Origin of the sequence: Nonomuraea sp. NPDC005501, assembly GCF_040605905.1 — a bacterium.
Taxonomy (GTDB): domain Bacteria; phylum Actinomycetota; class Actinomycetes; order Streptosporangiales; family Streptosporangiaceae; genus Nonomuraea.
In genome coordinates this window covers 1-23715 of record NZ_JBEXDT010000119.1, presented here as the reverse complement: position 1 = coordinate 23715, position 23715 = coordinate 1, and the positions used below count along the sequence as shown (strand labels likewise).

17 protein-coding genes and 1 pseudogene are annotated in these 23715 nt (G+C 72.8%); 14 read left to right on the top strand and 4 right to left on the bottom strand.

Annotated features, from left to right (window positions below; genetic code table 11):
• Together ABZS51_RS37530 and ABZS51_RS37525 are read left to right on the top strand one after the other, a co-directional pair.
• Positions 1–216: pseudogene (locus tag ABZS51_RS37530) on the top strand (O-succinylbenzoate-CoA synthase); the annotation flags it as partial.
• A 60-nt stretch (positions 217–276) separates the two neighbouring features.
• Complete coding sequence (locus ABZS51_RS37525; protein ID WP_355451600.1) at positions 277–2322, top strand: methyltransferase domain-containing protein; 2046 nt, start codon at positions 277–279, stop codon at positions 2320–2322.
• On the opposite strand, the gene ABZS51_RS37520 is transcribed toward ABZS51_RS37525, so the two are convergent.
• Complete coding sequence (locus tag ABZS51_RS37520) at positions 2319–3458, bottom strand: ROK family transcriptional regulator (protein ID WP_355451597.1); 1140 nt, start codon at positions 3456–3458, stop codon at positions 2319–2321. The two genes, ABZS51_RS37525 and ABZS51_RS37520, sit on opposite strands and share 4 nt — an antisense overlap.
• A 106-nt stretch (positions 3459–3564) precedes the next feature.
• Between ABZS51_RS37520 and ABZS51_RS37515 the strand changes: the two genes are divergently transcribed.
• The 4 genes from ABZS51_RS37515 to ABZS51_RS37500 are packed head-to-tail and all read left to right on the top strand — an operon-like array spanning position 3565 to position 6911.
• Positions 3565–4479, top strand: a complete 915-nt coding sequence (locus ABZS51_RS37515) for a glutamate ABC transporter substrate-binding protein (RefSeq protein WP_310716170.1) — start codon at positions 3565–3567, stop codon at positions 4477–4479.
• The gene (locus tag ABZS51_RS37510) at positions 4479–5123 is read left to right on the top strand and encodes an amino acid ABC transporter permease (protein ID WP_310716168.1); all 645 of its coding nucleotides are present in this window, start codon (positions 4479–4481) and stop codon (positions 5121–5123) included. Before ABZS51_RS37515 ends, ABZS51_RS37510 begins: the two co-directional genes overlap by 1 nt.
• Positions 5120–5947 carry an amino acid ABC transporter permease gene (locus tag ABZS51_RS37505; RefSeq protein ID WP_355451593.1) on the top strand — a complete coding sequence of 276 codons (828 nt, stop codon included), beginning with the start codon at positions 5120–5122 and terminating at the stop codon, positions 5945–5947. Before ABZS51_RS37510 ends, ABZS51_RS37505 begins: the two co-directional genes overlap by 4 nt.
• Positions 5940–6911, top strand: coding sequence for an asparaginase (locus ABZS51_RS37500; RefSeq protein WP_355451590.1), 972 nt, complete (start codon positions 5940–5942; stop codon positions 6909–6911). Before ABZS51_RS37505 ends, ABZS51_RS37500 begins: the two co-directional genes overlap by 8 nt.
• On the opposite strand, the gene ABZS51_RS37495 is transcribed toward ABZS51_RS37500, so the two are convergent.
• The gene (locus ABZS51_RS37495) at positions 6886–8370 is read right to left on the bottom strand and encodes an LCP family protein (RefSeq protein ID WP_355451587.1); all 1485 of its coding nucleotides are present in this window, start codon (positions 8368–8370) and stop codon (positions 6886–6888) included. The two genes, ABZS51_RS37500 and ABZS51_RS37495, sit on opposite strands and share 26 nt — an antisense overlap.
• Before the next feature lie 299 nt (positions 8371–8669).
• Between ABZS51_RS37495 and ABZS51_RS37490 the strand changes: the two genes are divergently transcribed.
• Positions 8670–9611 carry an alpha/beta hydrolase gene (locus tag ABZS51_RS37490; protein WP_310716160.1) on the top strand — a complete coding sequence of 314 codons (942 nt, stop codon included), beginning with the start codon at positions 8670–8672 and terminating at the stop codon, positions 9609–9611.
• Here the strand turns inward: ABZS51_RS37490 and ABZS51_RS37485 are convergent.
• Positions 9584–11077 carry a prolyl oligopeptidase family serine peptidase gene (locus tag ABZS51_RS37485; protein WP_355451584.1) on the bottom strand — a complete coding sequence of 498 codons (1494 nt, stop codon included), beginning with the start codon at positions 11075–11077 and terminating at the stop codon, positions 9584–9586. The two genes, ABZS51_RS37490 and ABZS51_RS37485, sit on opposite strands and share 28 nt — an antisense overlap.
• A 107-nt stretch (positions 11078–11184) precedes the next feature.
• On the opposite strand from ABZS51_RS37485, the gene ABZS51_RS37480 reads away from it, so the two are divergent.
• From ABZS51_RS37480 to ABZS51_RS37465, 4 genes are all read left to right on the top strand, one after another.
• Complete coding sequence (locus ABZS51_RS37480) at positions 11185–12309, top strand: exonuclease SbcCD subunit D (protein WP_355451581.1); 1125 nt, start codon at positions 11185–11187, stop codon at positions 12307–12309.
• Positions 12310–16056: an SMC family ATPase gene (locus ABZS51_RS37475; RefSeq protein WP_355451578.1), complete on the top strand. Its 3747-nt coding sequence runs from the start codon at positions 12310–12312 to the stop codon at positions 16054–16056.
• A gap of 472 nt (positions 16057–16528) precedes the next feature.
• Positions 16529–17506, top strand: a complete 978-nt coding sequence (locus ABZS51_RS37470; RefSeq protein ID WP_355451575.1) for a hypothetical protein — start codon at positions 16529–16531, stop codon at positions 17504–17506.
• A gap of 448 nt (positions 17507–17954) precedes the next feature.
• Positions 17955–18935 (top strand): alpha/beta fold hydrolase, encoded by a 981-nt coding sequence (locus tag ABZS51_RS37465; protein ID WP_355451572.1) that lies wholly within the window; start codon positions 17955–17957, stop codon positions 18933–18935.
• A gap of 86 nt (positions 18936–19021) precedes the next feature.
• Here ABZS51_RS37465 and ABZS51_RS37460 read toward each other — a convergent pair whose 3' ends face one another.
• On the bottom strand, positions 19022–20020 hold the full coding sequence (locus ABZS51_RS37460) for a LacI family DNA-binding transcriptional regulator (RefSeq protein ID WP_355451569.1): 999 nt from the start codon (positions 20018–20020) through the stop codon (positions 19022–19024).
• A 385-nt stretch (positions 20021–20405) separates the two neighbouring features.
• On the opposite strand from ABZS51_RS37460, the gene ABZS51_RS37455 reads away from it, so the two are divergent.
• Genes ABZS51_RS37455 through ABZS51_RS37445 form a run of 3 tightly spaced genes read left to right on the top strand, consistent with a single transcriptional unit; the run spans position 20406 to position 23637 of the window.
• A complete protein-coding gene (locus ABZS51_RS37455) occupies positions 20406–21323 on the top strand; it encodes a sugar ABC transporter permease (protein WP_355451566.1) in 918 nt (305 codons plus the stop codon).
• Between the two features lie 2 nt (positions 21324–21325).
• Entirely contained in the window at positions 21326–22243 is a 918-nt protein-coding gene (locus tag ABZS51_RS37450; protein ID WP_355451563.1) for a carbohydrate ABC transporter permease, read from the top strand.
• 50 nt (positions 22244–22293) lie between these two features.
• Positions 22294–23637 carry a sugar ABC transporter substrate-binding protein gene (locus ABZS51_RS37445; protein ID WP_355451560.1) on the top strand — a complete coding sequence of 448 codons (1344 nt, stop codon included), beginning with the start codon at positions 22294–22296 and terminating at the stop codon, positions 23635–23637.
• The last annotated feature ends 78 nt before the right edge of the window (positions 23638–23715 follow it).

Sequence of the window (23715 nt, the reverse complement as noted above, 5' to 3'; positions counted from 1 at the left end):
GGCCTGGCGCGGGCCGCCACGGTCGCGCTGGCCAGCCTGCCGGGCTGCACGCTGCCGTGCGACGTCACCCAGCCGCCGCGCAGCAACCAGATCGTCACGCCCATCGTCGGGGCCAACGGGGGCGTCGTCGCGGTCCCGCTCACCCAGCCGGGCCTCGGCCACACCATCGACGAGCCCCGCGTCCGCCGCCTGTCGAAGGACCACTTCCTGGCGTGACCCCGCCGTGACCCGCCCGCCCTACCTTGATCGCCGACGGGTGGCGAGGGAGGGGTGGGCGTGGAGGACGTTCCGGGGCTCACGTGGTGGCGGGTCCAGTGGTTGTGGCTGATGTGGGGACGGCCGTCCTACCCGTCGGCGTCCTGGTCCAGGTACGCGCTGGGCGTCGCCTTGACGGCGGCGGTGAGCGCGGGGGCGACATGGGGCTTCTTCCAGCTCGACGGGTTCGGCCTGCCCGTGGCCGCCGAGGTGGCCATGTTCGTGGTGGTCGGTGCCCTGGTGCTGGCGTTCGCCGTCCACTACCGGCCGACGCGGTATCGCTGGCGCAACCCGCGCCTGCCGGTGGATGACCCTGCCGGACTGCGTGTCCTGGTGGCGGAGGCCGCGGAGCTGGCGGGCTGGGACAGGCCGTTCCCGGTGGTGCGGCTGAACGCATGGGCCAAGGTGATGGTGTGGCGCGGCCGCCTCCGGGGCGAGGTCATGCTGGGTGTGCCGTTGCTCCTGGGTCTGACCAGGGAGGAACTGCGGGTGATCCTCACGCGGGAGCTCCTCCTGTCCCGCACGGTGCCGAGGCACGCGATCCGCCTGCTGGCCCTCAACTCCGACGACGTCGGGAGCGCGGCGCGGGGCGAGCCGTCACCGTGGCGGCCCTGGCTGCGCTCCCACGCCTACAGGATGCGCCACGACCTCTGGAAGAACACCGCGGAGCTGGTCGGCGGCGCCGAGGTCCTGGAGCGCGCGATACGGCGGGAGAACCTGATCGGTCACGCCTTCGTCTGGCACCTCCAGCGTTACGTCCTCCGCACCCCCACCCCCACCTTCTTCACCGACGTCTACCGCTCCTTCCGCCGGCTGCTCACCGAGGACGACCTGCTGACGAAGATCGCCCCGGGATGCGACGCGTACACGGTCGAGGAGCTCGACGAGCACGAGCTGAGGCTGGTGGAGGAGATCGGCTGGAAGCCGGGCCGGGCCGTGGATCCCGTCGCCGAGCCGGCGCTGACCGAGGTGCCCGAGGAGACGGATCGCCGACTCGGCCGGGTCCTGATGCGCCACTACCTGAACGAACGCGGCCTGCGCCCCACAGCGCACTCACTGGCCGACATCACCGACGACCAATGGCTCTTCTACCACGAGGACCAGCTCGACCGGCTCCGCGCCGCCGCCCGCGCCCTGCTCGGCGACTCCCACACGGTCACCGACCTCGTACGGCTCGCCCAGGAGGGAAGGGCCAGGGAGCTGGACTGGTGGCACGTCAAGACCGTGTGCCCTCACCCGTCCCGCGCCGTCTGCGTCCTGCTCCCCGTCCTCCAGGACGGCCTGCGCCGCCAGGGGTACACCCACGCCGACCACTGGCGCCAGCGCGTGCTGACCGGCCCCGGGGGTGACGTGGTGGACGTGGTAGAACTGGCCGCGGAGATCGCGGGAGGTGACATGTCGGCCAAGGACCCCGACGAGGACGCGCGCCGGCTGGCCGCCGAGTCGCTGGCCGGGGGCGACGCCACCGGCTGGTTCGAGCGCCTGTACGCCGGTTCCGCCGCCGGGGAGGCCGTCGTCCCGTGGGACTCCGGCGGCCCGCACCCGCTGCTCGTCGGCTGGACGGACGGGCGGAAGCCCGAGAGCGGCGACCCGGCGCCCAGAGCGCTGGTCGTGGGCGCCGGGCTGGGCGACGACGCCGAGCACCTGGCCGGGCTCGGCTACGACACCACGGCGTTCGACGTCAGCGAGTCGGCCGTGCGCCTGGCCCGCGAGCGCTTCCCCGGCACCGCCGTCGCCTACCGCGCCGCCGACCTGCTCGACCCGCCCGCCGAGTGGCGCGGCACGTTCGACCTGGTCGTGGAGGTCATGACCGTGCAGGCGCTGCCCGAGCCGCTGCACGAGCAGGCCATCGCGCGGGTCGCCTCCTTCGTACGGCCCGGCGGCACGCTGCTGGTGATCGCCTCGGGCCGCGACGAGGGTGACCCGGTGTTCCCGCCTCCGTGGCCGCTGACCCGGGCGGAGATCACCGCGTTCGCGACCGGCGGCCTGGCGGTCGGCGAGATCGAGGACCTGCGCGAGCCCGGCCGCCGCCGCTGGCGGGCGACCTTCCACAGACTCGCGATCTAGGAGGCCACGGCGGCGTCCAGCAGCAGGGACCCGGCGCCCAGCAGCGCGGCGTCCCGCCCGGCCCGCGCCGGCGCGATCTCCAGGTCACGCGTGGCCAGCGGCAGGCACCGCTCGTACACCGCGGCCCGGATCGAGGTGATGAGCGGCTCGGCCGCCGAGAGGCTGCCGCCGACGACCACCACGTCCGGGTTGAAGAAGTTCACGAGCACGGTGAGGACCTCGCCGATGCGGCGGCCCGCGTTGCGCACCATGCTGGTGGCCTCGGGCACGGCGTCGTTGACCAGGTCGACGATGCCGGAGGTGTGCTGCACCTCGACGCCCGCGTCGGCCAGCGCCGCGCTGAGGGCGGCGCCGCTGGCGTATGCCTCCAGGCAGTCGGGGTGGCCGCAGGCGCAGATCACCGACGAGTCGGAGCTGACCCGCACGTGGCTGATGTCGCCCGCCGCGCCCCGGCCGCGGTGCAGGCGGCCGTTGACGATCACGCCGCAGCCGATGCCGGTGCCCACCTTGAGCACCATGAGGTTGTCGCAGCCGGGCCAGGAGCGGGCCTCGCCGGCGGCCATGAGGTTGGCGTCGTTCTCCACGAGGACGGGCAGGTCGTAGCGGGCGCGCAGGTGGTCGGCGACGGGGAAGTCGTTCCAGCCGGGCATGCGCGACGGCGTCACCACGCGTAACGTCGCGGGGTCGACGGGGCCCGGCACCCCGGTGCCGACGCCGCGCAGCGGCACCGACGGTGGCACGCGCTCGGCCAGCAGCCGGTCGAACGCGTCCGACAGCAGGTCGAGCGTCGCCTCGGGGCCCTCGGCGATCTCGCACGGGACCTCCTCGACGACCAGCGGCGCGCCGCTGAGGTCGAGCAGCCCGAGCCGGGCGTGGTGGGCGCCGAGGTCGGCGACCGCGAGCACCCCGGCCGTCGGCGACAGGCACAGGCGGCGCGGTCTCCGGCCGCCGCGCGAGGTGCCGGAGCCCTCCTCGACCAGCAGTCCGGCCTCGATGAGCTCCTCGACGCGCAGCGACACGCTCGACGCGGCCAGCCCCGACAGGCGGGCCAGGTCGGCGCGCGACTCGGCGCCGCCGGTGGCGACGAGCCGTAACAGGTCCCCCTGTGCCCCCTGCACGGGCAGCCGCTGCTTCATGGGAGATGCATACCATCGATCTACTTAGGCCAGCAACGTATTGACTTCCTCCGAAATCCACCATTACGGTCCCCTTTATCTTCGACATCGAAGGAAGTGGACGCTCATGAAGAAGATGCTCGCAGTCGTCGCCGCATCTGTGTTAGGCCTGGCGGCCTGCGGCGAGACGAGCAGCCCCGCCGTGCCAGCCGTGCCCGGCGAGTCGAAGACCGCGACCGACGTGCTGGCCAACGCGCCCGTCGCCGAGGCGGCCGACATCCTGCCCGGCTCGACCATGGAGAAGATCAAGCAGCGCGGCGAGCTCCTCGTCGGCGGCTCGCTCGACGCCCCGCTCCTGTCCCAGCAGAATCCCGGCACGGGACAGGTCGAGGGCTTCGACGCCGACCTGGGCAAGGCGCTGGCCAAGTACATCCTCGGCGAGCCGAAGGTGAAGATCGTCAACTCGGCCTCGGAGACCCGGGAGGCGCTGCTCGCCAACGGCACCGTGGACGTCGTCTTCCAGACGTACACGATCACCGAGGAGCGCGCGAAGCAGGTCGCGTTCGCCGGCCCGTACTACACCTCGGGCCTGACGATCGCCGTGAAGAAGGGCACCTCCGGCATCACCAAGCCGGAGGACCTGAACGGCAAGAAGGTGCTCGCGGGCGCCAACACCCCGGCCATCCCCGCGATCAAGAAGCTCGCGCCGCAGGCCGAGATCATCACCTTCGGCAGCGACCCGGAGTGCGTGCAGGCGCTCAAGCAGGACCGCGGCGTCGCCTACGTCCAGGACGAGACGCTGCTGATCGCCGACGCCAAGAAGGACCCCTCCATCCAGATCGTCACCAAGCCCTTCACCGTCGACCCGTACGGCATCGGGCTCAAGCACGGCGACGACCAGATGAAGAAGTTCGTCAACGACTGGCTCGGCAAGATCCAGTCGAACGGCGTCTGGCAGGGCATCTGGAAGAACTCCATCGGCACCGTCGTCACCGGCGACGCCCCCCAGGCGCCCAAGATCGGGTCCGTGCCGGGGTCCTGATGTCCGTCATCCTCGATCACCTGCCCGAGCTCTGGCAGGGCCTGGTCGTGACACTCCAGCTCACCGCCGCGTCGTTCATCGGCGCGGCGGTGCTGGGCGTGATCGTCACCGCCCTGCGCGTGAGCCCCGTGCGCGTGCTGCGCGCCATCGGCACCGCCTACGTCGAGACGTTCCAGAACCTGCCGCTGCTGGTGCTGCTCGTCCTCGCGGTCTTCGGCCTGCCGGAGATCGGCATCCAGGCCGACCTGCTCGTGACGGCCATCGTGGTCATCGCCGTGTACGAGGCGGCCTACATCGGCGAGGCGCTGCGCTCGGGCGTCAACGCGGTGTCCAAGGGGCAGGGCGAGGCGGCCCGCGCGATCGGGCTGACGTTCACCCAGTCGCTGCGGCACGTGATCCTGCCGCAGGCGCTGCGCACGGTCGTGCAGCCGCTCGGCAACATCTTCATCGCCCTGACCATGAACACCGCCCTGGCCGGCGCGGTCGGCGTCATCGACCTGACCGCCGCCGCCAACCGGGTGAACCTCGTCGAGGCGCAGCCCATCCCCATCTTCGTCGGCGCCGGCCTGGCGTACGCGGTGCTCGCCGCCTGCGCGGGCCTCCTCACCGGAAGGCTGGAGAAGCGGCTGGTGATCCTGCGGTGAACACCTCCACCACCGTCCTGTTCGACGAGCCCGGCCCGCGGGCGCGGCGGCGCATGCGGATCGCGACCGGTCTCGGCGCCCTGGCCGCCGTGGCGCTCGCCGTGCTCGCCGTCCGGCAGTTCGCCGCCAACGGCCAGCTCGACGCCGCCCGCTGGCAGCCGTACACGACCTGGCCCATGTGGCGGTACATGCTCAACGGCCTCGGCTCGACCGCGCTGGCCGCCGTCGTGTCGGCGGCCCTGGCCATGGCGTTCGGCCTCGTGCTGGCGCTCGGCCGGCTGTCGCACCGGTCGTGGGCCCGGGTGCCCGCCGCCGGCTACGTCGAGGTGGTCAGGACCGTCCCGGCCTTGCTGCTCGTGTACGTGGTGCTGTTCGCGCTGCCCCGCTACGGCCTGGACCTGCCGCTGTTCTGGAAGCTGGTCGTGCCGCTGAGCGTGTCCCACGCGGCGTCGTTCGCGGAGATCTTCCGCGCCGGCATCCTGTCCGTCGAGCGCGGCCAGAGTGAGGCCGGGCTGGCCGTCGGGCTGACCCCCGGGCGCACCATGCGTCTCATCGTGCTGCCCCAGGCGGCCCGGCGGGTGCTGCCCTCCATCGTCAGCCAGTCCGTCGGCCTGCTCAAGGACACCTCCCTCGGCTTCGTCGTCAGCTACACCGAGCTGCTCTACAGCGCCAAGGTGCTGGCCAACTTCAACGGGCTGCTCATCCAGACCTACATCGTGGTCGCGCTCGTCTACCTGGTGGTCAACATGTCGCTGTCCAAGCTCGCCCGCGCGCTGGAGGCCCGCCAGCGCGCCGTCCCGCGAAGGAGAACCGCCCGTGCCTGAGGCAGCAGTGCCTGGTCTCGCCGTCCTGGCGGAAGTCGTCCGATCCGGCTTCACCGAGAGCGTCCACTACGGCAGCGCCGTCGGCCTGGACCCGTCCGGCCGCGCCGAGGTCGCGCTCGGCCCCGTCGACGCGCCCGTCCTGCCCCGCTCGTCCGCCAAGCCGTTCCAGGCGCTGGCCTGCCTGACCGCGGGCGCCGCGCTGGCCGGCCCGCGCCTGGCCATCGCCGCCGGCAGCCACACGGGCGAGGATTTCCACGTACGGGTGACCGGCGAGATCCTGGCCGACTACGGGCTCGGCTTCGACGCCCTGGCCTGCCCGCCGTCCTGGCCCGAGGACCAGGCCACCGCGCACGCGCTCGTCAGGCAGGGGCTCGGCCCGTCCCGCGAGCGCATGAACTGCTCCGGCAAGCACGCCGCCATGCTCGCCGCCTGCGTCGCCAACGACTGGGACGTGCCGTCCTACCTGTCCGCCGACCATCCCCTCCAGCAGCGGGTCCGCTCCCTCACCGAGGAGCTGGCCGGGGAGAAGGCCGCGCACGTGGCCGTCGACGGCTGCGGCGCGCCGCTGTTCGGGCTGTCGCTGACCGGCCTCGCCCGCGCCGTGCGGGCGCTGGTGACGGCCGCGCCCGGCAGCGGTCCTCGTCAGGTCGCCGACGCCATGCGGCAGCATCCCGAGTACGTCGGCGGCACCGGCCACCAGAACACCGAGCTGATGCGCGCCCTGCCCGGAGCCCTGGTCAAGGGCGGCGCGGAGGGCGTGCTCGTCGTGGCGCCGAGCTCCGGGCACGCGGTGGCCGTGAAGGTCATCGACGGCAGCCCGCGCGCCACCACGGCCGTCGCGCTGGCCGTCCTGCGGCGCATGGGGGTGGACGTGTCGGGGGCCGAGGAGTTCGAGCGGGTGGACGTGCTGGGCGGCGGCGTCCCGGTGGGACAGATCGTCACGCCGCTCCGCAGCCCTCGGTGAGCGCCTTGGCCGGGGCGTCGGACGCCTTGGCGCTCGGACCGGCCTTGGGGGTCCTGCGCGCCTGGGGCGTCTCGGTCGCGAGCGGGGTCTGCGGCGTCCCCGTCGCCGCGACGGGAGTCGGGGAGGCGCCCTCGGTGGCCTCGGCCGCCTCGGCCGGGGTGCTCCGGGCCGACTCCTGGATCGCCTCCCGGGTGACCTGCCGGATCTTCTCCCAGTCGGGGTAGCCGGTGTTGATCAGCGGCGGTACGAACTGCACGCTGGTCACCTTGGCCTCCTTGACCCGCAGGGCCAGCGGCACCAGGTGCCTGAGCATCGGCCGCGGGATGTCGGTGCGGATCAGCTCCTTGGTGGCCAGCGCGATCCGGTTGAACCGGGTCAGCACAATCCCCGGGTCGGCCTGCTCCAGCAGCGCCCCGATCACGCAGCGCTGGCGGCGCATCCGGGTGAAGTCGTCGCTGTAGGTGCGCGAGCGGGCGTACCACATGGCGTCGGCGCCCTTCAGCCGCCGCGTGCCGGCCTTGACCAGGCCCTCGTTGTACCTGCCGAACACCACGTCCTGCTCGACGTGGATGCGGACGCCGCCGATCGCGTCGATCAGCCGGGCGAAGCCCCACATGTTCACCAGGGCGTACCAGTCGACCTTGAGCCCGAGGGTGTAGCCGATCGTGTCCATCAGCACCCGAGGGCCCTGGTGCTGCTTGCCGCCGAAGATCTCCGGGTGCGCGTCGGCGTACTCCCACACGCTGTTCAGCAGGTCGCTGCGGCCGCCGCCGGGGTCGGGCGGCAGCCGGAACCCGGCGGGGAAGCGCGCGGCCATCGGCGTGCCCGGCCGGAACCGGACGTCCTCCAGGTTGCGGGGCAGGCTGACGAGCACGGTGTTGCCGGTCTTCACGTCGACGCTGGCCACGTTCATGCTGTCGGTGCGCACGCCGATCCGGTTGTCGTCGGCGTCGCCGCCGAGCAGCAGGATGTTGACCCGCTCGCGGCCCGCCCACGGGTCCTGCGGCCGCGACGACTCCTGCGCCAGGGGTTCGGAGGTCTCGGGCGCGTCGAAGATGCCGTTGAGTGTCTCCTTCGAGGTCCAGACGTACTGCGCGACCAGCCCGAAGGGCAGCACCGAGGCGACCGCCAGCAGCCCCGCCAGCGTGCCCGTGAGGACCTGGCCCCCCTGGGGGAGCGCGCCCGGCCGCAGCACCACGAAGGAGTGGACCATGAGGAAGAACCAGGCCGCGCCCAGTACCGCCGCGCCGATCGTGATCGACATGAGCCAGGAGTCCTCGGCGGCCAGCGTGCCCAGGAGATTGTCGGTGGTCAGCGCCACGGCCAGGAGCGCCAGCAGCCCGGCGACGTAGAGGCTGAGCAGGACGAGCCCGGTCCTGCGCCGGCCGGTGCGCAGATGCGCCGATCCGGGCGCCAGCGCCGACAGCGCGAGCCAGCCGAGGACGCCCCAGGCGCTCACCGGTTTCTTTGCCTGCCCCACGCCATCCCCGTTCCCCGTGAACCACACCGTAGGCCGATTCGAGGCGGCAGCCTACGCGTCGTATGCGAAATATCTCGTTATGCCGGAGTGAACATCACTAACCGATTCGCCGTCAGGCACGACATCACGCCGGCCGGGCCCGTCGCGCGCGGCCGTCTCATGAAAGCGCCCCGCGGGCCATTGAAGCGCTCCGCCGGGCCGTGCGCCGCCATCTTTGCCATGAGCGGAGGGTCCGTCCAGGATGCCTACGAAGGGGGCGAAACCATATCGTGTCTTCCATGTACGAGATCACCGTTCTGCCGATGAAGCCGGACTTCGAGGGCGAGGTCGTCGCCACCCTGGTGTCACGGAGCACGGGCTCCCGCCGGGCGGTGCTGTACCTGCACGGGTTCACCGACTACTTCTTCCAGGACCACCTGGCCGAGCACTACGTCGAGCGCGGCATCGACTTCTACGCGCTCGACCTGCGCAAGTACGGCAGGTCCCTGCTGCCCCACCAGACCAGGGGCCTGGTCAGGAGCATCACCGAGTACTTCCCCGAGATCGACGAGGCCGTCCGCCTCATCCGCCGCGACCACGACGAGGTGACCCTCAACGCCCACTCCACCGGCGGGCTCGTCGCGTCCCTGTGGGCCGACCGGGTCCGCGGCCGGGGCCTCGTCCAGGGGCTCGTGCTCAACAGCCCCTTCTTCGACCTCAACGTGCCCACCCCGCTCCGCGTGGCCGCCGACCTGCTCAAGACGCCGCTGTCGTACAGCAGGAGAGCGCTGCCGCTGCCGCCCAGCACCGTGTACGGCCGCACCCTGCACCGCTCCGAGGGCGGCGAATGGGACTACGACCTGGAGCTGAAGCCGCACGGCGGGTTCTCCGTGCACGCCATGTGGCTCGCCGCGATCCGGCGCGCGCAGCGCCGCCTGCACGCCGGCCTCTCCGTGGACGTCCCCGTGCTCGTGCTGGCCTCGACCCGCGGGCTGCGGGTACGCGACTTCGTCCCCGAGGCCAGGTCGGCCGACATCGTGCTCGATCCCCGGCACATCGCCCGCTGGGCCACCTGCGTGGGCCCGCACGTCACGTGCGTGCGCGTGCCCGACGGGGTGCACGACCTCGTGCTGTCGGCCGAGCCGGTGCGCAGGCGGGTGTTCGCCGAGATCGACCGCTGGATGGACGCGTTCGTCCCGGCCCCGTCAGGAGGTCACCAGGGGAAGGCGAACAAGCCGTAGTAGGCCGCGGCCACCAGCAGCAGGCCCGTGCCGCCCAGCACGCCCGCCATCGCGACGTGCTGCCAGCGGTCCGGCCGCATCCCCTCGCGCAACGCCGACACGACCGCCGCGACGGCGGTCACCTCGTGCACGAGCATCAGCGCCGCCAGCACCCGCACGATCAGCCAGCCGGCCAGGACCGCCGGCCACGCCCCCGCCTGGTTCACGGCGAACAGCACCAGCACCGTGATGAACAGCAGCACCGACGCCAGCAGCCCCAGCCCCGTCCACGCCATCCGGGTCAGCCGGCGCCTGATCGGCGGCCACAGCCTCGCGTCCGTCTCGCCCACCGCCACCGGGCCGCCGCGCAGCCGTACGAGCATGACGGCGACCGGGCCGGCCACGTAGCCGACGGCGGTCAGGCACAGCGTCAGCCCCAGCATCGCGCCGCCCGCGTACCACGGAGCGGCCGGCACGTCGGCCGCCTCGAACAGCTGGACCGGCGTCGCGCCCGCCAGGTGCACCGGCGGCACCGCCGTGCCGGGCAGGCCGCTGATCCAGTTGGCGAGGGTGTCCAGGTAGCCCGGTGTGAACGGGCCGCCGTTGATCCGCATGGCATGGTCGCCGTGGGCCATGAACCGGATCGTGTAGCGGTCGTTGCCCGAGCCCGTCAGCGCCGTGGTCAGCGCCCGCGTCGACTCCACGAACGGGATGGACGGGTCCTCCGTGCCGTAGAAGGCCAGCACCGGCTGCCTGACCTGGCGCAGCGCCGGCATCGCGTCGTAGCGCAGGAAGTCGAAACCCACGCCGCCCATGGCCCGCGTCAGCAGGTCGCGCACCCCGATCGGCGCCCGCAGCCGCAGGAGCTGCTCGTTCAGCGCCCAGGCCACCTGGCGCAGCGGGGAGACGTTCGGCGAGGACACCAGCACCACGAACCCCACCGACGGGCTCTTCGCCGCCGCGATCGGCACCACCCAGCCGCCCTCGCTGACGCCCCACAGCCCGATCCGCGACGGGTCCACGTCCGGCCGCTTGGCCAGCAGATCCACCATCCGCAGCGTGTCGTCGGCGAGCAGCCCGAAGTCGCGGTCCCGGAAGTTGTAGCCGACCGTCCGCTTGTCGTAGGCGAGCGTCACCACGCCCGTCCGGGCCAGGAAGTCCGCCTGCGGCGCGAACTCCGTCCGCGACCCGTTGCCCGACCCCGACACGAACACCATCGCCGGATGACGGCCCGGCGTCAGGGGCGCCCGCACGGTGCCCTCCAGCCGCTGGCCCTCCGCCGGCACCGACACGTCCTCCACGGCGAACCGGGTGCTCTGCGCCACCGGCCGCTGCTCGTCGCGCGGCTGCGCCGGGATCGACCGGAACGCCTGGTCGGCCTCGAGCGGCGGGAAGTCGAAGGCGGGCGGGAGCACGTAACCGACGCAGGCCAGAGCCACCAGCACCAGACCGGCGGCCACGCTCAACGTGCCACGGCCCGCGCCCATCGGCCTCCCCATGTGCGTTGGTTTGCCCGCGGATCTTCCAGCCTACTCCCGAGTCCTGTGGCGCATGAGGCCGCATTTGTCGGTGAGAGCTGTTAGCTTCCTGCGACATGCGGATCCTGCACACCTCCGACTGGCACCTCGGGCGCTCCTTCCACCGGGAGAGCCTGCTGGCCGGCCAGGCGGCGTTCGTCGACCACCTGGTCGAGACCGTGCGCGCCGAGCGGGTCGACGTGGTGGCGGTGTCGGGCGACGTCTACGACCGGGCGCTGCCGCCCGTCGACGCGGTCTCCCTGTGCAACGAGGCGCTGGGCCGCCTGGTGGCGGCCGGGGCGCGCGTGGTCCTCATCAGCGGCAACCACGACTCGGCGCGCCGCCTCGGGTTCGGCGCCTCGCTGTTCGACGCCTCCGGCGTCCACGTCCGCACCGACCCGTCCCGCGCCTGGGAGCCGGTGCTCGTGGACGACGTGGCCTTCTACGGCATCCCCTACCTGGAGCCCGAGCTGGTGCGTGCCCCGTGGGAGCTCGACGAGCGCAGCCACACGGCGGCGCTGTCGTACGCGATGACCCGCGTCCGCGCCGACGCGGCCCGCCGCCGCGCCTCGGTCGTCCTCGCCCACGCGTTCGTCACCGGCGGGGAGGCGAGCGACAGCGAGCGCGACATCAGCGTCGGCGGGATCGCGCACGTGCCGCTCACGGCGTTCGACGGGATGAGCTACGTCGCGCTCGGCCACCTGCACGGCCGCCAGCGCATGTCCGAGACCGTCCGCTACTCCGGCTCGCCGCTGGCCTACTCCTTCAGCGAGGCGGCCCACGTGAAGGGGTCCTGGCTGGTGACGATCGGGGCCTCCGGGGCGGCGGAGTCCGTCGAGTTCGCGCCCGCGCCGGTGCCCCGGCCGGTCGCCCGCCTGCGCGGCCTCATCGACGACCTGCTCACCTCCCCCGCGTACTCCGGCCACGAGGACCACTGGCTGCAGATCACGCTCACCGACCCGGTGCGCCCCAAGTCCGCCATGGACCGGCTGCGGGCCCGCTTCCCGCACACCCTCGCCCTCTCCTTCGACCCGGTCGGCGCCGTGCCGGCCGCCGCGCCCGCGCGGCTCAGCGGCCGGCCCGAGGCCGAGGTGGCGCTCGACTTCGTCCGCGAGGTACGCGGCGAGCCCGCCGGCACCGACGAGGAGGAGCTGCTGAGACAGGCGATCGAGGCGTCACGGGTGAAGGAGACGATGGCGTAGATGCGACCGCACCTGCTCTCCCTCACCGCCTTCGGATCGTTCCCCGGCTCGGAGACGGTCGACTTCGACGCGCTCACCGAGGCGGGCCTGTTCCTCGTGCACGGCCCCACGGGCGCGGGCAAGACGACGATCCTCGACGCGCTCTGCTTCGCCCTGTACGGCCAGGTGCCCGGCCAGCGCAACAGCGCCCGCGCGCTGCGCTGCGACCACGCCCCGCCCGGCACGGGCCCGTCGGTCACGCTGGAGGTGACCATCCGGGGCCGCCTGCTGCGCGTGCGCCGCTCACCCGTCTGGCAGCGCCCCAAGCTGCGCGGCACGGGCTTCACCGAGGAGAAGGCCAAGGTGGTGGTGGAGGAGCGCACGCCCGCCGGCTGGCAGGGGCTCACCACCCGCTCCGACGAGGCCGGCGACCTCATCGGCGGGCTGCTCGGCATGAACGCCGACCAGTTCTGCCAGGTCGCCATGCTCCCGCAGGGGGACTTCGCCCGCTTCCTGCGCGCCGACGGCGACGACCGGCGCCGGCTGCTGGAGCGGCTGTTCACGGTCAAGGTGTTCACGCAGACGGAGTCGTGGCTGGCGGAGCACCGCAAGCGGACGTGGCGGGAGCAGGGCGAGCTGCGGCAGCAGGTGGACTACGCCATCCAGCGCCTCCAGGAGGCCGCCGGCCCGGACCTGCCGGCGACCCTCACGGCGGCCGTCCCCGGGGAGGAGACGGGCCCGGTCCCGGAAGAGGCAGACACCCGCACCCCGGAGACCGACCCGCTGCGCTGGGCGGGCGCCCTGCTCGACGCCGCCCGCGCCGTCGTGTCCCGTACGAACGCCGACCACGCAGAGGCGGAGCGGGCGCTCAGACGGGCCCGTGTCCGCCACGAGCAGGCCACCGCCCTGGCCGCCCGCCAGCGCCGCCACGCCGAGGCGCTGACGATGCGCCGCACCCTCGACGAGCGCGCCGACCAGCGGGCCGAGCTCCAGGCGCTCCTGGACGACGCTCTGCGCGCTGACCGCGTCCTGCCGCTCATCGCGGCCGCCGGCCAGCGCGCCGAGGCGGCGACGAAGGCCCGCACCCTCGCCGCCGACGCCCTGACCCGCGCCCACCCCCTCCTCCGGACCTCCGACCCGCGCACCTCCGGCGTGATCCCCGGCGGCCGGGACGGGCGGGCAGGCGGCGCGAGCCCGTACACCACCGAGCCGCCCCAGGACCCGCACCCCGGACGGTCGAACGCGCCCGGCATGGTGGAGCCGGAGCTGCTGGCCGGGCTGGAGCGGGAGCGGCAGGCGGAGATCGCGCGCCTGTCGGAGCTCCTCACCGAGGAGGCCAGGCTGCTCGTGGTGCGCCGCGACCTGGTCCGCGTCGAGTCCGAGCTGACCCGGCTCGTCGCCGAGGAGGAGGCCGCCACCGCCCGTCTCGCCACGCTGCCCGCCCTGGTCGAGGAGGCCGAGCGGAGGCTCGCCGACGCGCGCCTGGACGCGGCCCGCATCCCGGCCGCCGAGGCCGTGCACGCCTGCGCCACCGAGCTCATCGGCGTCGACCGCGAGCTCATCCGGCTCCGCGACGAGATCGCCCGGCTGGAGCGGCAGGGTGCCGAGGTGGCCGCCGCCGAGGCGGAGCTGCCCGAACGGCTCGCGCAGGCCCACGACCGGCTGGCCGCGATGCGTGCGGAGGCGGCGGTGATCCCGGCGGTCGGCGCGGCGCTCGACGCGGCGAGGACGTCCCTTGACACGGTCCGGCGCCGCGACGGCCTGGCGGCCGAGCTGGTGACGGCCTCCGCCACGTGCGAGGCCCTGGTGGACGAGGCCCAGAGCCTGCGCGAACGCTGGCTCGACATCCGCCAGGCCCGCATCGACGGCATGGCGGCCGAGCTGGCCCGCGACCTGACCGAGGGCCGCCCGTGCGCCGTGTGCGGTTCCGACCACCATCCCGCCCCCGCCTCACCCGCCCCGAGCGCTCCGTCACCGGAGGACGAGCGTGCCGCCGAGAGCGCCCACGAGAGGGCCCTCGCCGAGCGTGAGGCGGCCGAACGCGCGCTGGCCACCCTCCGGTCCCGCCACGCCGACGCGGTGGAGGCCACCCTCGGGCTGGACCTCGACGCCGCCGAATCCGCGGTGCGGGAGGCGGAGCGGGAGCTGGCCCGCCTGGAGGCGATCGCCGCCCAGGAGCCGGCCCTGCTTGCCGCGTACGAGCGGATCGAGGTGGAGCGCGACCAGGTCAGGGAGCGGTCCCGGGAGGTCGGCGAGTCCCTCGCGGCCCGCCGCGCCCACCGCACCCGCCTCCGCGCCGAACGCGCCCGCCTCGCCGGCCGCCTCCTCCAGAGCGACCTGCCCCTCCTCGCCTCCCTCCAGCGCGAAGCCGAGGAGCGACCGGCGGCGGACGAAACACGCGACCCCACCGGCCGGCAGACGGCCGGCGACGACCGACAGACGGGCGACGCCGCCCGACAGACGGACAGCGTCGGCGGAGAGCCGCTCGACGGGTTCCCGCCCGAGATGGGGCCCGACGCGCTGGCCGAGGCCGAGCAGGTGGTGCGGCGGCTGCGGGGGTCGGCGGCGCGGGAGAGCGCGCTCGCGGCCGAGGCGGCGAGGCTCGCGCGGGAGCGGGTGGAGCTGGAGGAGCGGGTCCGCCGCGTCACCGCGCGGCTGGCCGCGGGCCGTACCCGGCAGGAGGAGCTCAGCGGGGACGCGACGCGGCTGACCGCGCGGCTCGACAGCGCGCGCGGCGCCGACGAGACGCTCACCGCCCGCCTGTCCCGGCTGAACGACGAGGCGGAGCTGCTCCATGAGGCGCTGGAGGCGACCCAGCGGGCCGTCACCGCCGAGCGCGAGCGGGCCGAGGCGGAGCGGGCGGCGGAGCGGGCGGCGGTGGAGGCCGGGTTCGGCGACGCCGCCGAGGCGGCCGGGGCCGTGCGGTCCCCCGCGGAGCAGGAGAGCAGGGCCGAGGCGCTGCGGCGGCTGGACGACGAGTACGCGGCGGTCACGGCCACCCTGGAGGACCCCGAGCTGGTGGCGGCTGCCGCCGAGCCCGTTCCCGACCTGGAGGCGCTGGAGGCGGAGCGCGACGAGGCCGAGCGCGCCCACACCGTCCTCGCGTCGGCGCGCGACCGGGCCGAGGCCAGGGAGCGGCGGCTGCGGGAGCTGCTCGCCGAGCTGGAGGAGGGCCTTGACCGGTGGCGGCCCGCCGCCGAGCGGCACCGCCTCGCCGAGCGCCTGGCCGCCCTGGCCAGCGGCACGTCGAGCGACAACCAGTGGAGCATGAGCCTGTCGTCGTTCGTGCTGGGGGAGCGGCTCCGGCAGGTGGTCGACGCCGCCAACGAGCGCCTCGACCACATGTCGGCCGGCCGCTACCTGCTCCAGCACGACCTGCGCAAGACGGCCGGCGCCCGGGGGCGCTCCGGGGGCGGACTCGGGCTTCGGGTGTGCGACGGGTGGACCGGCGTGGACCGCGACCCGGCGACGCTGTCCGGCGGCGAGAGCTTCATCACCTCGCTCGCTCTGGCGCTCGGCCTGGCCGACGTGGTCACGGCCGAGGCGGGCGGGGCGGAGATCGGCACGCTGTTCGTGGACGAGGGGTTCGGCACGCTGGACGAGGACACGCTGGACGGGGTGCTCGACATCCTCGACGGGCTGCGCGACGGCGGCCGCGCGGTCGGCATCATCAGCCATGTCCCGGAGCTGCGCAGCCGCATCCCGGCCCAGCTCAAGGTGGCCAAGACCCGCACCGGCTCGACCCTCTCGACGGTCGGCACCGGTTGATCATTCCGAACGTACGGGTGGCTGACACGCCTCCGGACGTGACCGCTGGTCGCGGTGTTCGGGTCTTGGGTGTGCGTGGCGCTGCGTACGTCGCCGGGGAGCCGTGTACGCCGTGGAGGGGTGCTGAAAGATGCCGGAGCTGGAGATTGTCGTTAAGGTTGCCGCGCTGGTGTCGTGGCGGGCGGCTGGACGAGGTCACCGCGCGTCTCCAGCATCTTGTGCCAGGAGTGCCAAGCTGATCGCCAAGCGCCTGGCCGCGTTATGCGCGGCTGCCGTCCTGGGTGCGGGGTGCGCCGCCGCGCCGCCGCCGCGAGGTGCTCCCGCGCCGACCGCGACCTCCCCCAGCGTCAACGCGACAACCCCCGAACCCTCTCCGGTCCGTACTGCCCGAGACCGGGGCTGGCAGCTCGAGCATGTCGGCGATCAGCGCGGATTCCGTCTGAAAGCAGTCGCATCCAGCGGCCCACGCGACGTGTGGACGCTCGGCAGCCCGCACGAAGGCACCGGACGGCTGCTGCTTCTGCACTTCGACGGCCGGCGTTGGCGCGAGCGTCCCGCGCCCGAGGTGACGTGGGACTCCAAGGATGATGAGAGGTTTCCCGCGCTGGCGGTGAGCGGACCGCGCGACGCCTGGGTCTTCGCCGCCACCACCGCTCTGACCGCCCACCACTGGGACGGCCGGCGCTGGAGCCGGGTTCCGCTGCCGGACATCGACTACGACCCGGGCGAGCGGGCCGGTGCCACCGCCGTCGCGCCCGACGATGTGTGGCTGGTGGTCGGGGATCACGCCGCGCACTGGGACGGACGGGCCTGGACGGTCACGCGCCTGCCCACCTGGGCGGCGTCGGTGTCGGCCGCGGCGCCCGACCAGGTGTGGGCGGTCGGCGGCACCGGCCGGCCGCTCCCCCGGGGGAGCACCAGCTCCCAGGCGGCGACCATGCGCTGGGACGGCCGGTCATGGCGACTGGTCCCCGCGCCCGAGGACCGCACGCCGAGCCGGGAGATCAACAGCCAGGGCCGGCCGGACGGCAGCATCCCGTCGATCACGCTCACCCAGGTCGTCGCGCACGGTCCCGGCAACGTGTGGGCGATGGGCACCCACAGGGTGTTCGACTACGAGGACGGCAGCAGCAGCACCACGATCACCATGCACTGGGACGGCACGGCGTGGTCGCGGATGCCGGGCTCGGCCGAGGTCAGCGCGTCCGGCTCCGACGGCGCTGACGGGATCATCCTGGTCGACTGGGAAGCCGATGAGGGCGGCTTGAGCGGGACCGTCCGGATCGCGCCCGACGGCAGCCGGACCGAGCTACCGCCGATGGCAGGGGCGAACCGCAGGCGTGAGGTCCAGATCTCCGCGGTGAGCGCGGTGCCCGGAACCAGGACGGTCTACGCAGTGGGCCTCACCTATGGCAAGAACTTCGGCCCCATGATCACCCGCTACCGCTGAGTTCCATCCCGCGTGACGGTCGGCTTTCGATCTCCTGCGCCATCGCACCCTGCGGCGATGAAGAGCACTCAACACCACTACCGATGACGGGGCAGAGCCGATCACCGGACAGACCCGCACGAAGGGGCGCACCTGCGCCTGGGTCCAGATCCAAGCCCGTCACCACAGGCGACAACCCGTGGTTGTCGGTCTGCCGCTTCCGTTGTTGGATCACGCGACCCGGCTGCCGGTTTCATGGCCGCATGCGTAGATTGATCCATCCGGGGGACGCGGCGCGGCCGGTGGAGCTCGTCCGGGACGCCCGGCCCGCGCCCTCCCCGTCCGAAGTGCTGATCAAGGCGGAGGCGTTGTCGCCGTACCGCAGGCTGGAGCCAGACCGCAAGGGTCGTGATCGACTTGCGGGAACGCCGTATCCGGCGAAGGCCGTGCCGACGATCGGGGCATCACGATGAGCGTCGCGGAATTCGCCGCCGCCAACCTGTCGCGCGCCACCGGAGCGGGGCTCGACCCGCACGAGTACCTGCGCGTCACCGGCGAGCTCGCGGACCTGGAGGACTGGGGTGCGGCCTTCATGCGCGCCGCGCGTGGGCATCTGGGGCGCGCCGGACAGGCGGCCACGGAGATCTCGGCGGGCGAGCACCTGCGGGTGGCGGCGCGCTGGTTCCACTTCGCCACCCTGGGGCCGAACCGTGAGCAGGCGGTCGCGGCCGCCGAGGCGGACACCGCCATGGGCCGTGCCCTCGACCTGCTGGAGCCGGGCGCGCGCCGGATCGAGGGACCGGGCTTCGCCGGCTGGCTGCGCGGCCCGGCCGGCGGCGCGGCCACCGCGGTGGTGGTTCCGGGACTGGACTCCGGCAAGGAGGAGTTCCACGACGTGGTCGACGCCCTGCTGCGCCGGGGCATGGCCGTGTTCGCCATGGACGGGCCGGGACAGGGCGTGCTCACCGCCACCACCACGGTCCGCGCCGACTACCACCACGTGATCGGCCGGGTCGTCGACGCACTCGGCACGGACAGGGTGGGACTCGTCGGGCTCAGCCTCGGCGGCTACTACGTCGCCGAGAGCGCCGCACGGGAGCCCCGCGTGGCGGCCGCCGTCACCGTCAGCGGTCCCTTCCGGCTGCACTGGGACGCCTTGCCGCCCCCCGTACGGGAGCTCCTCGCCCGGCGGGCCGGCGGCGGGCCGGAGGGCCGCCGCTTCGCCGGGCAGGTGGACCTGTCGGCCCTCGCGCCGCGGATCGCCTGCCCCATGCTGGTGGTGGACGGCGGCCAGGACGTCATCCCCGGCGTGACCAACGGCGAGCCGCTGGCCCGCCTGGCACCACGCGGGCAGTATCTGCACCTCCCGCTCGGCGACCACCTGCTCGGCAACGTCCGCCCCGACTGGCTGGCGGCCGCCGCCGACTGGCTTTCCGAAGCGCTCACCTGATCTGTTTCACCGGGGATGCCGCACTGATGGCCGGCGCCTCGTGAACGCGGTCCCCGGCTGACCGTCGCCCGGCGCCGGGCGGGCGATCAAGGGGCCGCCGAGCGTGGTGCGGCCGTGCTGCGCCTGACCACCAGGCTGGTCGGGACGAGGTCGGTGCCGGGGGGCGAGGGGCGGCCTTCGCGGATCTGGACCAGGGCCCGCTGCACGCACCTCCGGCCCACCTCGGCGAAGTCCTGGTGAACGGTGGTCAGGGGCGGGACGAAGAACTCGGCGTCCGGGATGTCGTCGAAGCCGACCACGCTGATGTCGCCGGGGACCGCCCGGCCGCGCTCGTGGAAGGCGCGCAGCAGCCCGAGGGCCATCTGGTCGTTGGCGGCGAACACCGCCGTGCAGCCGGGCTCGTCGGCGAGCGCGAGACCGGCGGCGAAGCCGGACTCGGCCGACCAGTCGCCGTGCAGGGGCGGCGGCACCGGCCGGCCGGCCTTCTCCAGCGTGGTGCGCCAGGCGCGGGCGCGGCTCTGGGCGGCGTAGGACGTCTGCGGCCCGGTCACGTGCCAGACGGTGTGATGTCCCAGGTCGAGCAGGTGGTGGACGGCCCGTCGCGCACCTTCGGCCTGGTCGGTGTCGACGACGCTGTAGCGGTCGCCGGCGTCGGAGTCCACGACCACGATGTGCACTCCGGGCGGCAGGGTCACGGTGCCGGAGTCGAGCAGGTGGATCTCGATGATGACGACGACCGCGTCCACGGCCAGCTCGCCCATCCGGGTGAAGGCTCCCAGCACGTTGTCCTGGGTGGGCACGTCGATGGGGATGAGCGTGATGGCGTACCCCTCGGCCGCGGCGTGGGTGGCGATCGCCTCCACCGTGCGGCTGTTGCCGGTCGAGGCCAGGCTGAAGAGGATGACGCCGATGGTGTTGAACTGGCCGTACCGCAACGCGCGGGCGGCGCTGTTGGGCCGGTAGCCCAGCTCGCGCATGGCCCCGAGCACCTGCTCGCGGGTCGAGTCGATCACGCCGGGATGGCCGTTCGAGACCCGCGACACGGTCTGCGACGAGACACCCGCGAGCTTGGCGACGTCGGCCATGGAGACACGCTGCTTACGGCGCCCGCCGGGGATGTTCGACCCGCCGCGTCGCGCGCCCCCGCTGGGCACCGCACCGGACGCCGCACCGGACGCCGCGCCCGGCATCGCGTCCCTCTGTTCCCGACCGCCCCGGTCCATTGCTTCCTCCCTGCCGCCCTTCCGCCGCCGTCCGACCTCGTCAAGGCTGGGACGGCCGTCAACGTGGGGGAAACCTTGACGACCCGTGTGGCGGGTGCCACGATACCGCACGGACGTTTACGTAAACATCACTTGTCGATCACCCCTCCTCACCCTGGGTCAGCAGGTTGGGGGCTCCCTCGCCGGCCGTATGTTCACGTGAACGTCACGCTGAGAGTCGGGTGTACCGGCAGGGAGGAGTGGACCGGTGGTCGCAACACCGCAGGCGGGCGCGCCGGCCGGCTGGAGGGCGGCGTCCCGGGGGCGGCGACCGTGGACGGGATGGCGGTTCGTCGGGCCGTTCATGGTGGTGTTCGCGCTCGTCTTCCTGGCGCCGATCGCGTACTCCGTCTACCTGAGCCTGTTCCGCACCCAGTTGATCGGCGGGACCACCTTCGTCGGCGCCGACAACTACCTCAAGGCGCTGGGTGACCCGCAGTTCTGGTCCGCCTTCGGCAGGGTGGCGATCTTCCTGGTCGTCCAGGTCCCGATCATGTTGTTCCTGGCGCTGCTGGTGGCTCTGGCGATCGACAGCGGCCGGTTGTACGGGACGAGCTTCTTCCGCATCTCGGTGTTCCTGCCCTACGCGGTGCCCTCGGTGGTCGCGGCGCTGATGTGGGGCTTCATGTACGGCACCCAGTTCGGCCTCATCGGCAACCTGAACGAGACGCTCGGGCTGTCGCTGCCGGCCCCCCTGTCGGCCGACCTGATCCTCGCCTCGATCGGCAACATCGTGACCTGGGAGTTCGTCGGCTACAACATGCTGATCCTGTACTCCGCCCTCCGCGTGGTCAATCCGTCCCTGTACGAGGCGGCGGAGATGGACGGCGCCGGCCAGCTCCGCATCGTCTGGTCGATCAAGCTCCCCGCCCTGCGCGGAGCACTGCTGATCTCGACCATCTTCTCGATCATCGGCAGCTTCCAGCTCTTCACCGAGCCCAGCGTCCTCAAGGACCTGGCCCCGAACGCCATCACGACCTACTTCACGCCGAACTACTACGCCTACTCGCTGTCCTTCAGGGGCCAGCAGTTCAACTACTCGGCGACCGTCGCCATCGTCATGGGCGTGATCACCATGGTCGTCGCCTACGTCGTCCAGCTCCGCGGCATGCGGAAGGGGGCCTGACCATGACAGCCACCACCCACGCTCCCCGCCGCGCGCGGACCTCCTCCGGCCCTCTGGTGATCCGGCGCAGGTCACCGCGGAGGCGGCGCAGCGCCACGCTGACCGCACTGACCGCGATCATGCTCCTCTACACGCTGCTCCCGCTGGCCTGGCTCGTGATCAACGCGACCAAGACGCAGGAAGGGCTGCTCGGCACGTTCGGCCTGTGGTTCGACGGCGACTTCGCCCTGTTCGCCAACATCGGCGACACCTTCACCTACGGCGGCGGCATCTTCACCCGCTGGCTGCTCAACACCCTGCTCTACGTCGTCGTCGGCGCGGGCGGCGCGACGCTGCTGGCGACGATCGCCGGGTACGGGCTGGCGAAGTTCGACTTCCCCGGCAAGAAGGCCGTCTTCGCGATCGTCATCGGGGCGGTCGCGGTCCCCGGCACCGCGCTGGCCGTCCCGACCTTCCTCATGTTCTCCGGCCTCGGCCTGACCGACACCCCCTGGGCGATCATCATCCCGTCGCTCGTCTCGCCGTTCGGCCTCTACCTCATGTGGACGTTCGCCTCCGACGCCGTCCCCGACGAGATCCTCGAATCGGCGCGCGTGGATGGGGCCCGGGAGTTCCAGACGTTCTTCCGCATCAGCCTGCCGCTGCTGGCGCCCGGGATCGTCACGGTCCTGCTGTTCACCGTCGTCGCGACCTGGAACAACTACTTCCTGCCGCTGATCATGCTCAAGGACCCGGACTGGTATCCGCTGACACTCGGCCTCAACAGCTGGAACCGCCAGGCGTCCACCGCGGGCGGTGAGGCCATCTTCAACCTCGTGATCACCGGATCACTGCTCACCATCGTCCCGCTGATCGCGGCGTTCCTGCTGCTCCAGCGGTACTGGCAGTCGGGGCTGTCGGCCGGAAGCGTCAAGGGATGACCGACGCCACGCTCGACCGTCTCCAGGTACACCCCATGAAAGGGCCATCCATGACGATAACCCGCCGCCATGCCCTCCTGCTGGGCGCCGCGCTGTCGGTGTCGCTGCTCGCCACCGCCTGTGGCTCCTCCGGTGACGGCGGCTCCGGCGCCGCCGCCACCCAGGGCGCGTCCACCGACGACCTCCAGACGGCGCTGGACGCCGGCGGCAGCATCACGGTCTGGGCGTGGGAGCCCACCCTGAAGAAGGTGGTCGCCGACTTCCAGACCAAGTACCCGAAGGTCAAGGTCAACCTGGTCAACGCCGGCACCGGCAACGACCAGTACACCGCCCTGCAGAACGCGGTCAAGGCCGGCTCCGGCGTCCCCGACGTCGCCCAGATCGAGTACTACGCCCTGCCGCAGTTCGCGCTCGGCAAGTCGGTCGCCGATCTGACGGCCTTCGGCGCGGACAAGCTCGACGGCACCTTCACCCCCGGCCCGTGGGGCGCCGTCCACTCCGGCAGCGGGATCTACGGCCTGCCCATGGACTCCGGCCCGATGGCCCTGTTCTACAACAAGGACGTCTTCGACAAGCACAAGATCGACGTGCCGGCGACCTGGGACGAGTACATCGCGGCGGCCAAGAAGCTGCACGACGCCGACCCGAAGGCGTACATCACCAACGACACCGGCGACGCCGGCTTCACCACCAGCATGATCTGGCAGGCCGGCGGCAAGCCCTACCAGGTCGACGGGACCAAGGTGAGCGTCAACTTCGCCGACGCCGGAACGCAGAAGTTCACCTCGGCCTGGCAGCAGCTCGTCAGCGGCAAGCTCGTCGCGCCGGTCAGCTCGTGGAGCGACGCCTGGTACAAGGGCCTCGGTGACGGCAGCATCGCCACGCTCGTGATCGGCGCCTGGATGCCCGCCAACCTCGAGACCGGCGTCAAGGCCGGGGCCGGCAAGTGGCGGGTCGCGCCCATGCCGCAGTGGGACAGCGGCGGCAAGGCCACCTCGGAGAACGGGGGCAGCTCGCTGGCCGTCCCGGAGGCCGCCGCCAACAAGGAGCTGGCCTACGCCTTCGCCAAGTACGCCAGTGTCGACGAGGGTGCGCAGGCCCGCGTGGACGGCGGCGCGTTCCCGGCCACCAAGGCGCAGCTGGAGTCCCCGGCCTTCCGCGACAAGAAGTTCGCGTACTTCGGCGACCAGCAGATCAACCAGGTCCTCGCCGAGTCGGCGAGCCAGGTCGTCCCCGGCTGGTCCTACCTGCCGTACCAGGTCTACGCCAACAGCGTCTTCAACGACACCGTCGGCAAGGCGTACATCAGCGGCACCACGCTGCAGGACGGCCTGAAGGCGTGGCAGGACGCCTCCGTGAAGTACGGCCAGGAGCAGGGCTTCACGGTCCAGTAACCCCACGAGAACAGCACGGTGAACACCGACATGGACCCGCGTTCCCGGCGCCGTGTCATCCCCTGCGGCCACGGGCGG

Coding starts and splice junctions, on each gene's coding strand:
- ABZS51_RS37460 (WP_355451569.1), bottom strand. CDS start 20,020: ATGGCCGACGTCGCCAAGCTCGCGGGTGTCTCGTCGCAGACCGTGTCG.
- ABZS51_RS37445 (WP_355451560.1), top strand. CDS start 22,294: ATGACGATAACCCGCCGCCATGCCCTCCTGCTGGGCGCCGCGCTGTCG.
- ABZS51_RS37465 (WP_355451572.1), top strand. CDS start 17,955: ATGAGCGTCGCGGAATTCGCCGCCGCCAACCTGTCGCGCGCCACCGGA.
- ABZS51_RS37475 (WP_355451578.1), top strand. CDS start 12,310: ATGCGACCGCACCTGCTCTCCCTCACCGCCTTCGGATCGTTCCCCGGC.
- ABZS51_RS37520 (WP_355451597.1), bottom strand. CDS start 3,458: ATGAAGCAGCGGCTGCCCGTGCAGGGGGCACAGGGGGACCTGTTACGG.
- ABZS51_RS37450 (WP_355451563.1), top strand. CDS start 21,326: ATGACAGCCACCACCCACGCTCCCCGCCGCGCGCGGACCTCCTCCGGC.
- ABZS51_RS37515 (WP_310716170.1), top strand. CDS start 3,565: ATGAAGAAGATGCTCGCAGTCGTCGCCGCATCTGTGTTAGGCCTGGCG.
- ABZS51_RS37510 (WP_310716168.1), top strand. CDS start 4,479: ATGTCCGTCATCCTCGATCACCTGCCCGAGCTCTGGCAGGGCCTGGTC.
- ABZS51_RS37485 (WP_355451584.1), bottom strand. CDS start 11,077: ATGGGCGCGGGCCGTGGCACGTTGAGCGTGGCCGCCGGTCTGGTGCTG.
- ABZS51_RS37490 (WP_310716160.1), top strand. CDS start 8,670: ATGTACGAGATCACCGTTCTGCCGATGAAGCCGGACTTCGAGGGCGAG.
- ABZS51_RS37480 (WP_355451581.1), top strand. CDS start 11,185: ATGCGGATCCTGCACACCTCCGACTGGCACCTCGGGCGCTCCTTCCAC.